General features: G+C 70.8%; 8 protein-coding genes. 3 read left to right on the forward strand and 5 right to left on the reverse strand.

Annotated elements, in window-relative coordinates; all coding sequences use genetic code 11:
• Positions 1-108 precede the first annotated feature (108 nt).
• Complete coding sequence (locus MIAR_RS15540) at positions 109-2,937, forward strand: discoidin domain-containing protein (protein WP_285637788.1); 2,829 nt, start codon at positions 109-111, stop codon at positions 2,935-2,937.
• A gap of 102 nt (positions 2,938-3,039) precedes the next feature.
• Here MIAR_RS15540 and MIAR_RS15545 read toward each other — a convergent pair whose 3' ends face one another.
• Genes MIAR_RS15545 through MIAR_RS15555 form a run of 3 tightly spaced genes read right to left on the reverse strand, consistent with a single transcriptional unit; the run spans position 3,040 to position 6,890 of the window.
• Entirely contained in the window at positions 3,040-4,353 is a 1,314-nt protein-coding gene (locus MIAR_RS15545; RefSeq protein ID WP_285637790.1) for a glycoside hydrolase family 27 protein, read from the reverse strand.
• Between the two features lie 44 nt (positions 4,354-4,397).
• Complete coding sequence (locus MIAR_RS15550; RefSeq protein WP_285637792.1) at positions 4,398-5,408, reverse strand: LacI family DNA-binding transcriptional regulator; 1,011 nt, start codon at positions 5,406-5,408, stop codon at positions 4,398-4,400.
• A gap of 36 nt (positions 5,409-5,444) precedes the next feature.
• Positions 5,445-6,890, reverse strand: a complete 1,446-nt coding sequence (locus MIAR_RS15555; RefSeq protein ID WP_285637794.1) for an alpha-N-arabinofuranosidase — start codon at positions 6,888-6,890, stop codon at positions 5,445-5,447.
• Positions 6,891-6,945: 55 nt separating this feature from the next.
• Here MIAR_RS15555 and MIAR_RS15560 point away from each other — a divergent pair, with 55 nt between their 5' ends.
• The gene (locus MIAR_RS15560; RefSeq protein WP_285637796.1) at positions 6,946-9,150 is read left to right on the forward strand and encodes a glycoside hydrolase family 127 protein; all 2,205 of its coding nucleotides are present in this window, start codon (positions 6,946-6,948) and stop codon (positions 9,148-9,150) included.
• A gap of 28 nt (positions 9,151-9,178) precedes the next feature.
• A complete protein-coding gene (locus MIAR_RS15565) occupies positions 9,179-10,144 on the forward strand; it encodes a glycoside hydrolase family 43 protein (RefSeq protein ID WP_285637798.1) in 966 nt (321 codons plus the stop codon).
• Between the two features lie 38 nt (positions 10,145-10,182).
• Here MIAR_RS15565 and MIAR_RS15570 read toward each other — a convergent pair whose 3' ends face one another.
• Together MIAR_RS15570 and MIAR_RS15575 are read right to left on the reverse strand one after the other, a co-directional pair.
• Positions 10,183-11,409, reverse strand: coding sequence for an ROK family transcriptional regulator (locus tag MIAR_RS15570; protein ID WP_285637800.1), 1,227 nt, complete (start codon positions 11,407-11,409; stop codon positions 10,183-10,185).
• Between the two features lie 8 nt (positions 11,410-11,417).
• Positions 11,418-13,784: a glycoside hydrolase family 2 TIM barrel-domain containing protein gene (locus MIAR_RS15575; protein WP_285637802.1), complete on the reverse strand. Its 2,367-nt coding sequence runs from the start codon at positions 13,782-13,784 to the stop codon at positions 11,418-11,420.

A 13,784-nucleotide genomic window follows, 5' to 3' on the forward strand; every position in this document is an offset into this window, starting at 1 on the left:
CGGGGAGATGCTTGCGCAACTCCCCGCTTCTCTGATTGCATGGTTTTTAACGTCACAATGTTTACGTGAACATTGCAGGCGAAGGCCATGAGTCACGAAGGAGTGCACATGAACAGAACCAAGGGCATCGCCGCGGCGCTGTGCGCCGCCACCGCATTGACCCTCTCCCCCGCCGGCCCCGCCCACGCCGACGTGCCGGTCGGAGACCCGGTCGCGTACACGGCGTATCAGCCGATCCACGACCCCGGCGCGAACGCGCCAGACTACTTCCAGCCTTCCTGGTTCGACGACAACGGCAGGCACATCCAGGCGCACGGCGGCGCGGTCGTCTCGGCGCAGGAGCTGGGCGTCGAGGGCGGCGACGTGGTCGCGGGCTCTGAGCAGGGCCGCACGGTGTACTACTGGTACGGCGAGGACCGCAGCAGCGGCTATTACGGGAGCCCCGGCGTGCACGCCTACAAGTCGTACGACACCCTCAACTGGACCGACGAGGGCATCGTGCTGCGCTCCGTCTCCAGCGCCGCGGAGCTGGAGGACGACTACTTCGACGCCCTGTACGACACCGTCGACGAGTCCGGTCAGCCCCGCACCGACCGCATCGCCGAGCTGAACTACCACCTGAACACGGCGGACGCCGCCGACTACACCACCATCTTCGAGCGGCCCAAGGTGCTCCACAACGAGAGCACCGGCAAGTGGGTGCTCTGGTGGCACTCCGACGGGCAGACCTCGCCCGGCGGCAGCATGTACGCCCGCTCGATGGCGGGTGTCGCCGTGTCGGACAGCCCCACCGGCCCGTTCCGGATGACCGGCGTCTACCGGCTGCCGAACCGCACGGACTACAAGGCCTGCATCTCGGCCGCCGTGCCCGGCCAGGCCCGCGACATGACGCTCTTCCAGGACGCCGACGGCACCGCGTACATCGTCTACTCGTCCGAGGAGAACCGCTCGCTGTACATCGCGCGGCTCGACGCCTCGTACACGAACGTCACTCACACGACCGGCACCGACATGGTGAACGCCCACCAGTACTCGGAGGACGGCCGGTACCCGTATCTGTTCGCCGACGGCACGGCGGATGCGCCGGTGCGCGGCGAGGACTTCCAGATCGTGAAGGAGTGCGGGATGCTCGAGGCGCCCGCACTGTTCACCCACGGCGGCCGCTACTACGCGGTCGCCTCCGGTGCGACCGGCTGGGCGCCGAACCCGCAGACCTACCACACCGCCGACAGCATCCTGGGCACGTGGATCCGCGGCGTCGAGGCCGACGACCCGTTCGAGAACGTGTCCTACAGCTCGGTCCCGGAGGGCGGCGACGGCCTGCTCTCGGTCGGCGACACCCGTCGCTCGACCTTCGGCTCCCAGTCGACGAACGTGCTCGATCTGGGCGGCGGGCGCTTCGTGTACATGGGCGACCGCTGGAACTCCGGCGCGGCGAACTCCACCTACGTGTGGCTGCCGATCACGATCGGCGAGAACGGTCGCGCCGAGATGCGCAACCCGGCCATCGAGGACCCGGCGCGCTGGGGCGGCGGATGGGACGCCTCGTACTTCGACGCGCACGGCCGCGGCACCGAGATCTGGAGCGTGGTCGACGACGGGCTGCCCGAGACCGTGGAGCCCGGCGAGGACTTCTCGGATGCCCTGCCCGCCACCGTCCCCGTGAAGGTCGGAGGCGCGACGGTGGACACCGCCGTGACCTGGAGCGCGACCTCGTTCGCCGAGCGCGGGACGCAGCGGATCGTCGGCACGCTCGCCGCCGACGCGCAGTTCACCGCCGGACGCACGTTCACCCGGACCATCGAGGTGGCCACTCCCGGGATCGTCGACCTCGCCCTCGAGTCGGCCGTGTCAGCATCCAGCCGTCAGAGCCTCGCGGCGACGGTCGCCGACGGCGACGTGAAGGGCAAGGGCTGGGATGACTGGGTGGGCGGGGGCGTGTACCCCAAGTCCAGCTGGCTGTCGTTCACCTGGCCGCTCACCCAGAAGGTCGACGAGGTCGTCGTGCACATGTACAAGGACGGGAACGGAGCGACCTGGCCGTCGAGGATCGTCGCCGAGTACCTGGACGCCTCGGGCGACTGGGTGCCCACCGGCGCCGGTGTCGACGTCGCACAGGATCCGTCCGCATCGGCTCCGGTGGCCGCACTCGATGTGTCCGGCATCCCGCAGACGAGCGGCATCCGGCTGCAGCTGACGACGGCGACGAACACCTGGCAGTCGATCTCGGAGGTGCAGATCTGGGGCGCCGACGGCGTGGAGGACGTCTGCTTCGCCGAGGGGACGACGATCTCCGCCAGCTTCCACCAGACGGAGTGGGAGACGATGCCGCCGCAGAACGCCTGCGACGGCAGGGCGTCGACCTCCTGGTCGACGTGGACCGGCGGGACGCCGAAGGACTCGGCGACGTTCACCGTGCAGCCGAAGACCGCGACCGTGGTCGACCGGGTCGGGTTCACGAACATCGAGGGCACGATCCGCGACGTGAGCGTCGAGTACCGGGACGCGCAGGGCACCTGGCATCCGACCTCGGCGCAGCACGTGGCCCCGAGCGGGAACGGGCGCCCCACGCAGCTCGCCTTCGACCCCGTGCTGGCCTCGGCCGTGCGGCTCGTGTTCAGCACGCCGGGTTCGTATCTGAAGATCCCGACGCTCGCCGTCGGCGCGCGCGACGCCGGGTTCCTGCCCGCGGTGGCGACGCGCTGCGTGGCCGGTGACGTGCAGCTGGTCCTGATGGTGCGCAACGACCGGGATGCCGCGGCGGATGCCACCGTGCGCACGCCGTTCGGCCGGCGCGTGATCGAGGCGGTGGCGCCGGGCGCCACGGGCCAGGCCGTCGTCGCGCTGCATCAGCGCTCCGTGGCAGCAGGCGAGGTCGTCGCGTCATCGGGCGGGGAGTCGGTCACGACCGGCCACCCCGCCGCCAGCTGCGGCTGAGCGAGCCCCGTCGATGCCCGCCCGGGTCAGCACCCGGGCGGGCATCGACGCATCCGCGCCGTCCGGGTCAGCGTGCGCTCGTGCCGCCGGCGTCGCGGGCGCTCATGCCTCGCAGCGGACCAGCGCCGCCCCGTGCGCGGGGACGTCCAGTCGCAGAGCGCGGCTTCCGGGCGCGACACCGCGGGCGGCATCCGACTGCACCTCGACGGGCTCGGCGCGCACGGTGCGTCCCGTCCACAGCTCGGTGACGGCGGACGCACCCTCCGGCAGCGCGAGGGAGCGGGTGTCGAGGACGAGCTCGCGTGCGACGCCCGCCAGGTTGAACACGGCGGCGAAGCGGATGCCGCCGGGACCGTCCGCGCCCCAGATCACCGTGTCACCCTCACGGAACAGCTCCCGCCCTCCCGAGGAGTCGCGCAGCACGGCGAGGACGTCGGCGTTGCGGAACAGAGCGATGGTCTCCGGATCGCTGGAGGGCAGGTCGCCGCCGATCATCAGCGGCGAGCGCGCGATGATCCACAGCGTCAGCAGGCAGACGCGCTCGGCGGGGGTGAGACGGTCGTCACGCGGTTCGCCGCGTTCGGCGCGCAGGCCGATCCTGCCCAGAGGCAGCATGTCGCCGTCCGGCCAGCCGTGCGCGGATGCGTGCGGCGCCCAGCGCGCGAAGCGGGCGAAGTTGGCCTCGACGTCCTGCCACCGGTCCCAGAGGTCGTCGCAGATGCGCCACATGGTGGCGTGCTCGCGCAGGTGCGGAAGATGGGCGAGCGACAGGTCGCGGCCGGGTGACAGGCTCAGCTCGATCGACCGCCCGCTGCGCTCGATGGCGCGGGCGTACGCCTCGACGTCGGCCGCCTGATACGGCCAGAGCATGTCGTCGGCCTTGATGAAGTCCACGCCCCACTGCGCGTACATCGCGAGGGTGCTGTCGTAGTACGCCTGTGCGGCGGGATGCCGGTGGTCGAGACCGACCATGTCGGGATTCCACTCGCACGCGTTCGACGGATCGGCGACGTCGGACGCCCTGGCATCGGTGCCGAGGATCGGAGTGTCGGCGGCGAGCGCCCTGCGCGGGATGCCGCGCATCGTGTGGATCCCGAACCGCAGGCCCAGCGCATGGATCTCCGCGGCGAGCGGGGCGAACCCGCGTCCGCCCGCGGAGCTGGGGAACCGCTCCGGATCGGGCACGAGACGCCCGTGCTCGTCCATGCACAGCGGCGCGCTCTCGTTGTAGCCGTGGCTGCGCGCGGTGGGGTCCGACCAGTCGATGTCGACCACGATCGTGTCCCAGCCGTACTCGAGCAGGTGGGCCGACATGAACCGCGCGTTGGCGAGCACCTCGTCCTCCGTCACCGTCGTGCCGTAGCAGTCCCAGCTGTTCCAGCCCATCGGCGGGCGGGCGGAGATCGGTGTGCGCATGGGCGTCGGGCTCCTTCGTCTGGGCGGATCCGGTGGTGGTGGGTTCAGTCCGCGGTGGATTCGCGGGCGATCAGGCGCACCGGCCCGACCACGGTGCGGTAGTCATCGGCGGCGCGGTGGCCTTCGATGCGGTCGATCAGCATCGTGACGGCGGCGTCCGCCATGGCGGCGTGGTCGGGGGCGATGGTCGTCAGGGACGGGGTGAGGAAGGATGCGAGCGGCACGTCGTCGAAGCCGACGACCTTGACGTCCTGCGGCACGCGGCGCCCGGCGTCGGCCAGGGCCCGCACGGCACCGATGGCGATCAGATCGGTGGAGCAGAACACGCCGTCGACCTCCGGGAACTCGGCGAGGAGCTCGCCCATCGCGGCGCGGCCGCCCTCGAGCGTGAACGGCGTGGAGCGCACCAGGCGGGCGTCGGGTGTGATGCCGTGGGCGGCGAGCGCACTCTCGAAGCCGCGGACGCGCGAGGTGGACACGTCCACCGCTCCGGTGGGGCTGTGATAGCCGCCGAGCATCGCGACGGTGCGGCAGCCGCGCTCGACGAGGTGCGCCGCGGCGAGCGCCGCACCCTCCTCGTTGGCCATGGTGACGTGATCGAGCGGGCCCGTGAATCCCCGCTCGCCCAGGATGACCGTGGGGAAGTCGCCCCGCAGCAGCGTCGCGTCGTCGTCGTGCAGCTCGACCGCGCTGAGGATCAGGCCGTCGTAGTTGCGCAGGCGCGACCGCGAGATGGCGTCCAGCTCACGGTCGCGGCTGGCGGCGGTCTGCTCCACCACCAGCTCGAACCCGCGCGCGGCGGCGCGTTCGATGAGCAGGCTGGCCAGCAGGCCGAAGTAGGGGCGATCGATCTCGGGCACGGCCAGGGCGATGACGCCGGTGCGACCCTGCCGCAGGCTGCGCGCGGAGGTGTTGACGTGGTAGCCGAGCTCGGCGATCGAGGCGATCACCTTCTGACGGGTGCTGTCGCGCACGTGCGGATGATCGTTGATCACGTTCGACACCGTCATCACCGACACCCCCGCGTGCCTGGCCACGTCCTGCATCGTCGTCATGTCGTCTCTTCCTCCGGGCGTCTCGATCCCAGGGAATCAGTCTGCGACAGCGAGACGCACGGTGGCGACCGCGTGCGGCGGCAGAGTCGTCTTCACGGTGCGGCCCTGCACGGCGACGGCCAGCTCGACCGGAGCCACGGCGGACGGCGCGTCGAAGGTGTTGTGCGCCGTGGCGGATGGGCCGCCGAGCACCTGTGCGCGCAGCACCTCGGTGACGGCCGACGGCAGCTCGAACTCCACGTCGATCTCGCGATCCAGCGCGGTGCTCGTGATGCTCACCGTGTACGCGCCGTCCTTGAACGAAGCGGTCGCGTCGACGTCGGCGCCGAACGCCCCCACCGGCACGTCGACGTACTCGGCATCCTGGTGATCCGTGTACAGGTCGAACACGTGATACGTGGGCGTGGTCAGCATCCGCGCGCCGTCGGTGAGGATCATCGCCTGCAGCACGTTGACCATCTGCGCGATGTTGGTCATCCGCACCCGGTCGGCGTGGCGGTGGAAGATGTTCAGCGTGATCGCCGCGACCGCGGCATCCCGCAGCGTGCTCTGCTGGTACAGGAAGCCCGGGTTGGTGCCCTCTTCGACGTCGTACCAGGTGCCCCACTCGTCGACGATCAGCGCGACCCGCTTCGCCGGGTCGTACCGGTCCATGATGCGACTGTGCCGGGTGATCAGCTCGTCCATGCGACGCGCCTGACGCAGCGTCTCGTGCCACTCGAAGTCGGTGAAGTCGAGGGCGGCGCCCTTCCTCTCCCAGTCCGAGGTGGGCAGCGTGTAGTAATGCAGGCTCAGGCCGTTCATGTGCTCGGCGGCGCGAGCCATGAGCACCTCGGTCCACTCGTAGTCGTCGGAGTTCGCGCCGCAGGCGATCTTCGAGATCGGGTGCTCGCCGTACTTGCGCACGTAGGTCTGGAACTGCCGGTACTGGTTCGCGTAGTGCAGCGGGAGCATGTTGCCGCCGCAGCCCCAGCTCTCGTTGCCGACGCCGAAGAACTCCAGCTTCCACGGCTGCTCGCGGCCGTGGCGCTTGCGCAGTTCGGCCATCGGCGCCGTGGAGTCGAGGGTCATGTACTCGATCCAGTCCTGCATCTCGGCCACCGTGCCGCTGCCGACGTTCCCGTTGATGTACGCCTCGGCGTCGAGCTGATCCAGCAGCTCGAAGTACTCGTGGGTGCCGAACTCGTTCGACTCGACGACGCCGCCCCAGTGCGTGTTCACCATCGGCTGACGGTCCGGCCCGACCCCCTTGAGCCAGTGGTACTCGTCGGCGAAGCATCCGCCGGGCCAGCGCACCAGCGGCACCTTGATGTGCCGCAGGGCGTCGATGACGTCGACGCGCAGTCCGTTGCGGTGCGGGATGGCGGAGTCCTCCCCCACCCACACGCCCTCGTAGATGCACCGGCCGAGATGCTCGGCGAACTGGCCGTAGATGCGCCGGTCGATGACGGGTGCGCCTACGGCGCGGGAGAGAGCGATCATGCGCGTCCTCCGAAGAAGTGGGTCGATACGAGAATTGTAACGCTACAGTATTCGCATGAAGTTCCTCCCCCTGGATCGGGTCCGCCTGCTCGAGGGCCCCTTCGCCAGGGCGCTCGAGACCGACCTGGGCTATGCCCTCGCTCTCGATCCTGACCGGCTCCTCGTCCCGTTCCGGAGGGAGGCGGGCCTGCCCGCGAAGGCGCCGGGCTACGGCAACTGGGAGAGCTCGGGGCTGGACGGCCACATCGCCGGGCATCTGCTCTCGGCGCTCGCGTTCCTCTGGGCGGGCACCGGCGACGCCGAGGTCCGACGACGCCTCGACGCGATGGTCGCCGGGCTCGCGGAGTGCCAGGCTGCGAACGGGGGTGGCTACGTCGGGGGCATCCCGGGCGGGCAGGCGCTGTTCGAGGCGCTCACCACCGGCGGGGCCGCCGTCGCCGAGCTCGGCTCCAGCGAGCACTGGGTCCCCTGGTACAACCTGCACAAGACGTTCCAGGGACTCATCGACGCGCACGTCGTGACCGGTGACGAGCAGCCGCTGCGGGTCGTGACCGCGCTGGCGGACTGGTGGCTGCCCATCGCGAATCGGATCGACGACGCCGCGTTCGAGCGGATGCTGGACACCGAGTTCGGCGGGATGAACGACGCCTTCGCCCGGCTGGCGCAGCTGACCGGTCGCGCGGAGTACGCCGCGCAGGCCGAGCGCTTCTCGCATCGCGCGATCCTCGATCCGCTGCTGCGCGGCGAGGACGCCCTGACCGGCCTCCACGCGAACACCCAGATCCCGAAGGCGGTCGGCTACGCGAGCACGGCCGTCGCGACGGGCGACGACTCCTACCGGCGAGCCGCCGAGGCGTTCTGGCGCACCGTGGTCGAGCACCGCACGGTCGCGATCGGCGGCAACAGCGTGCGCGAGCACTTCCACGACGCGCACGACTTCACCCCGATGATCGACGATCGCGAGGGCCCCGAGTTCTGCAACACCTACAACATGCTCGGCCTCACCCGAGCCCTCGCCGAGCGGGAGCTGCGCCCCGAGCTGCTGGACTTCGCCGAGCGCGCGATCTTCAACCATGTGCTCGCCTCGCAGCATCCCGAGCGCGGCGGCTTCGTCTACTTCACGCCGATGCGCCCGCGGCACTACCGGGTGTACTCGCAGGCGCAGCTCGGGTTCTGGTGCTGCGTGGGCACCGGGCTCGAGGCGCAGGCGCGGTCGGCCGCGGAATGGGCGTTCGGCATCGAGGACGGCTCGCCCGCGGTCAACCTGTACCTGCCTGCGGAGGCGTCGATCGAGCTGCCGGATGCCGCTCTCCTCGGCGTCCGCATCCGGGTCGACGCCGATCTGCCGCGCACCGGAGAGGTCGGCGTCAGCGTCGATCCGGATGGCTCACGCGCATTCGCGCTGCGACTGCGCGTGCCGGCATGGGCGGACGGGCTGGCCGACCTGCGCGTCAACGGATCGCCCGCAGCGGCGACGGCCGTGCCCGGCGCGGTGCTGCTGGAACGCAGCTGGGCGCCCGGCGATCACGTGACGTTCCGGCTTCCCATCGGCGTGCGCTCCGAGCGCCTGCCGGACGGCTCGCCCTGGCAGGCGTTCCTCTCCGGGCCCTCGGTGCTCGCCGCGCGCGCGGGAGACGCGCGCCTGGACGGCCTGTTCGCCGATGACAGCCGGATGGGGCACATCGCCCACGGCCCTCTACTGCCCTTCGCCGATCTGCCTGTGCTCCGCCCCGATGAGGTGCCGGAGGGTCTCGAGCCCTTCGCCGGCATCCACGACTCCCGGTACACGGTGTACTGGCCGATCTCCGACGGTGACCCCGCGGCGCGCACCGCGCAGCTTCGCGACCTCGACGACGGCCTCGCCGTGGACGAGGCGACCGTCGATGCGGTGGCGCTGGGCGAGCAGCAGCCGGAATCCGATCACGCGTTCCGCGGCACGGGCGCGGCGGTGCTGACGACCGGCGACCAGCGGTGGCGGACCACCTCCGGGAGCATGGCGGTGCGGATGCGGACGGCGCACGCCCGCGTGCTGCGCGTGCGGTACCGACTGCAGCAGACACCCACCGCCGTGGGCGTGCGCATCGACGACGAGCTCATCGCCGAGGAGCGCTTCGACGCGGCCACCGGGGTCGACGCCGAGGTGCTCGACATCGACTACCCGATCGGCGAGTTCGCGGGCCGGGCTTCGGCACGGGTGGGGTTCACCGCAGTGGACGGACTGCCCACACCGGCGATCGGAACGGTCAGGTCGCTGCGCTGAGGCAGCACGGACGAGAAGGAGCACGAGCATGACTCAGGAACTGGACGACTTCTGGGCGCACGACCCGTTCATCCTGCCGTTCCCGGCAGAACGGCAGTACTACCTGTACACCGCCTCGCGGACGGAGCCGGTTGTGCTGGCCTACCGCAGCTCCGACCTGACGAGCTGGTCGGATGAGCCGGTCGAGGTGTTCCGCGTCCCGGAGGGAACCTGGGCCTCGCCCGCCGAGGCCCCGTGGGCGCCCGAGGTGCACGAGCATCAGGGCCGGTACTACCTGTTCACGACGCTGCACGACTCGTCCCGCGAGCTCGAGATCCCCGGCGGACCGAGGTTCCGCGCCGTCTCCGACCAGACGGGGGCGGACATCGTGCCCACGGCCCGCGGCACGGTCATCGCGGTCGCCGATCATCCCGCTGGACCCTTCGAACTGCTGCGCACGGATGCCCCCGTCGCCCCCGCGGAGTTCATGACGCTCGACGGCACGCTGTTCGTGGACGACGACGGCGCCCCCTGGATGGTCTACGCCCACGAGTGGGTGCAGATCTTCGACGGCACGATCGAGGCGGTCCCCCTCACGGCCGATCTCCGCGCGGCGGCCGGCGATCCGATCCTGCTGTTCCGCGGTTCCGAGGCGCGACTGCTCGCGCAGCTGCCGCCCAGCGCCAGGACGCGCATGCCGTACGTCACCGACGGCCCGCAGCTGCGCAGGCTCCCGGGCGGCGGACTGCTCATGATCTGGGCGACGTACCGTCCCCTCGGCGACGAGGGATCGGAGTACGTCGAGACGATGGCGATCTCGCGCGGAGGAGACCTGACCGGCCCGTGGGAGCAGCTCGACGTGCTCGTCGACGGGAACGCCGGACACGGGATGCTCTTCGAGACGTTCGAGGGGCGCCTGATGCTGGCGCTGCACCGCGGTATGAACACGCCTCGCGTGCGTGCCGAGCTGCACGAGGTCGTCGAGGACGGCGACGGACTCCGGCTCCTCGGCTGAGCGCCCCACGTCAGAGGCCCTGATCAGAGCGCGACGGGTCAGAGCGCGACCGGGATCCGCGTGGTGAGCAGCCCGGCATCCACCATCGAGCGCTCCAGCGCGATCATGGCGATGCCGGTCGCGACGGGGTTGCTGCGCACGGACGAGACCTCGAGATCGACGGCGGCACCCGCCCGCCCGGGCGCCTGGGACCGCATCCGCTCCCGCGCGATCGGAAGCAGCCGGTCGCCGAGGGCCCAGGTCGTCCAACCCGTGAGCGTGACGACCTCGGGGTTGACGACCGCGACCAGATCCGCCAGCGCCGAACCGAGGTAATACGCGGTCTTGGCGATGGTCTCCTGCGCTGCGGCGTCGGGATCGGCGCCGTCGGCCGCCTCGGCCAGCCGCGTGATGAAGTCGCTCTGCAGCTCGACCTCTGCCAGCGGATGCCCGGGGGCCAGTTCCCGCAGGGTCTGGTGGATGCCGGGGACGCCGATGTAGGCCTCGACGCAGCCGCGCCGGCCGCAGCGGCACAGCCTGCCGTCGAGCATGAGCAGCGAGTGCCCCCACTCGCCGGCCGAGTTCGTCGCGCCCCTCAGCACGTGCCCTTCCAGCACGATCCCCGCGCCGACGCCGGTGCCGAGGTTGATCGTGGCCAGGCTCGACGCCGATCGGCCGCGGCCGAGCCACAGCTCGGCGTTGACCATCGCCCTGAGCGGGTTCTCGATCACCAGGGGCAGGCCGATGCGCTCGCGCAGACGCTCCAGTTCCACGCTGTGCCACTGCCAGTGCGGCACGACGACGGCGACGCCGGTGGGCTCGTGCACCAGGCCGGGCAGCGAGATGCCCACCCCGATCACGTCCTCGCGCGCGATGCCCTCGCGCTCCAGCACGCCGTCCAGCTCCGCGCCGATGGCCTCGACGATCGTGTCGGGCTCCAGCACGTGCTCGTCGTGCTGGCTCTCGGCGTAGGCCATCTGGTTCAGCGCCGTGTCGAACACGATCGCGCGGATGTAGGTCTCGGCGACGTCGATGCCGACCACGTACCCGCGTGACGCGTTCATGCCGAACACGGACGTCGGGCGTCCCACGCGGCCGGCCGCGACCTTCGTCTCGGCGAGGACCCCCTCGGCGATCAACTCGCTCACGATCGTGACGACCGTGGCGGCGCTGAGTCCCGTGGAGCGGGCGATGTCGTTGCGCGTGGTCTCGCCCGCCGAGAGCACGGCGTGCAGCACGTCGATCATCGAGTCGCTGCGGATGTCGCGCGACGTCCGCCTCGGCACGACACCTCTCATATCTGCACCGTAACAGCATCGACCCCCGGCGCGCTCAGACGCACGGCGGCGCCCTCCCCGCTGCGTGCGAACACGGCGAGCCGGCCGTCGTACGTGCTCCGCTGCAGGTCGCTGTACGACGTGACGTCGGCCAGGTCCCCGTTCTCCAGGCCGAGGATCCTGCCGCTCGACTCCACGGTCACCGGCAGCTCGCCCTTGACCGGCCGACCGTCCACGTCGACCAGCTCGCACTCGATCTGGGCGACGCCGTCGATCGCGACGCCCGCGGCGCGACAGCGCCGCACGGCATCCGCCGGTGCCCGCCAGATCGAGACGTCGAGACGCGCCGGCTCCCCCGCGCGACGCAGCTCGTCACGCGCGACCACGTCGTCGCCGTCGCGCACCTCCAGCACGAGGACGGCCTCGGATGCCGGGATCACCGCGGTCCAGAATCCGCCGTCGTCGTCGAAGGACAGCGGCACATCCGCCCCGTCACGCGTGAGCCGCGGTTCGCCGCCCGCGGCGAAGCAGGTCACCTCGACCGTCCCGGCATCCGCGTCCTGCCAGTGCCGCGAGACGGGATGCCGCCAGAACTCCTTGCGGTCCGCGGCATCCGGAGTCACGCGCACCGCGAGGTGCGCGACCGGCTCGTCCGCCCACCAGCTGCGTCGGAGATGCCAGCCCGGCTTGGCGAAACCGGCCATCGTGAGCACACCGGCACCGGAGCCATGGACGGGCCAGCCGTGCGCCTCGCCCAGATAGTCGATGCCGGTCCAGAGGAACTGCCCCGCGATGAACGCGTTGTCGGTCACGGCGCGCCACTGCGCGTACCCGTGGCCGTTCTCGCTGCCGAGGAACGGCTTCTCCGGGAAGCGCAGATGATCCTCCTCGTAGAGGTGCTCCTTGTAGTTGTAGCCGACCACGTCGAGGTCATCGAGCAGCCCGGTGCGGCTGCTCAGCTCGGGGAACGCCGCGGCGAGCGTCACCGGCCGGGTCGGATCGGCGTCCCGCACGATCGCGCCGAGTCGCCGCGCGATGGTGGTCAGCCGGCGGATGTCGGGACGGTTGGGGTCGTATCTGCGCTCCTCGGCGGGCTTCGCGGCGTCGTTGTTGCCCGTCATCTCCTCGAACAGCGGGCTGGCGTACGGGTCGTTGGGGTAGTCGATCTCGTTGCCGATGCTCCAGGCGATGATCGACGGATGGTTGCGGTGCGCCTCGATCTGCGCGCGGAGATCCCGCTCGTGCCAGTCGGGGAAGTGCGTGGCGTATCCCTCATGCCGGGGCGGGTAGACGTTGTGCCCCTGCCACCACTTGTTCTTCGGGCTCTCCCACTCGTCGAACGCCTCGTCGATGACGTACAGGCCCAGCGCGTCGCACAGCGCGTGCAGTTCGGCGGCGTGCGGGTTGTGCGCCATGCGCACGGCGTTGCAGCCCATCTCCTTGAGCTTCAGCAGCCGTCGCAGCCAGACCGCGGCGGGCACGGCGACGCCGAAGCATCCGGCGTCCTCGTGCAGGCAGACGCCCTTCAGGATGCGGGGCTCGCCGTTGATCGAGAAGCCGTGATCGGGATCGAAGGCGAAGGTGCGGATGCCGACGGTCTCCTGGCAGGACGCCGAGGCACCGTCCCAGCTCAGCGTGGTGGTCAGCCGGTACAGCTCAGGCGCGGTGTCCGACCACAGGTCCGGATCTGCGATCCGCAGCTCGGAGCGGACATCGGCCGTCCCGCCCGCGGGGAGATCGACCGAGGTCTCGACGGCGTGCACGCGGTCGGATGCCAGCGAGCGCAGCTCATGCCGCACCTGAACCGTCATGGGCTCGTCGAGGGCGCCGTCGATCCGCTGCTCGACGTGCACGGTGGCCTCAGCGGCATTCGCTTCGGCCGTCGAGAAGCCGGTGCTGAGCACTCGCACCGGCCCGTGCACCTCCAGTGCGACCGGCCGCACGAGACCCGCCCCGTTGTACCAGCGCGAGTCGGAGATCTCGGTGCGGTCCACCCGCACGCTGATCACGAGGTCGTCATCCAGAGCGTACGAGAGCAGCTCGGTCAGCTCGAACGAGAACGGGACATGGCCGTTCGGCCGGCCGCCGAGGTGGTAGCCGTTGACCCAGACGTCGGCGTTCTTGTACACACCGCCGAAGGCGAGCTCGACGCGCGAATCGGGGGCCAGGGCGAGCGACGACAGCGCGACGTGCGCGCGGTACCAGCCGATGCCACCCGGCAGGTAACCGGTGCCGCTGGAGTGCTCGGGCGCGAAGTCCTGCTCGATGCTCCAGTCGTGCGGCACCGCGACCGCGCGCCAGGAGGCGTCGTCGAAGCCCTTCATCCAGGCCTCGCGATGATCGGCGAGCGCGAAGCGCCAGTTGTCGACCGTGAACGTCTGCAC

This window comes from Microbacterium arabinogalactanolyticum (assembly GCF_030268005.1).
Lineage (GTDB): Bacteria > Actinomycetota > Actinomycetes > Actinomycetales > Microbacteriaceae > Microbacterium > Microbacterium arabinogalactanolyticum.

What these genes read in the sequence shown, in the direction of transcription:
- MIAR_RS15540 (WP_285637788.1), top strand. Translation starts at nt 109, where the DNA reads ATGAACAGAACCAAGGGCATCGCCGCGGCGCTGTGCGCCGCCACCGCA.
- MIAR_RS15545 (WP_285637790.1), bottom strand. Translation starts at nt 4,353, where the DNA reads ATGCGCACACCGATCTCCGCCCGCCCGCCGATGGGCTGGAACAGCTGG.
- MIAR_RS15550 (WP_285637792.1), bottom strand. Translation starts at nt 5,408, where the DNA reads ATGACGACGATGCAGGACGTGGCCAGGCACGCGGGGGTGTCGGTGATG.
- MIAR_RS15555 (WP_285637794.1), bottom strand. Translation starts at nt 6,890, where the DNA reads ATGATCGCTCTCTCCCGCGCCGTAGGCGCACCCGTCATCGACCGGCGC.
- MIAR_RS15560 (WP_285637796.1), top strand. Translation starts at nt 6,946, where the DNA reads ATGAAGTTCCTCCCCCTGGATCGGGTCCGCCTGCTCGAGGGCCCCTTC.
- MIAR_RS15565 (WP_285637798.1), top strand. Translation starts at nt 9,179, where the DNA reads ATGACTCAGGAACTGGACGACTTCTGGGCGCACGACCCGTTCATCCTG.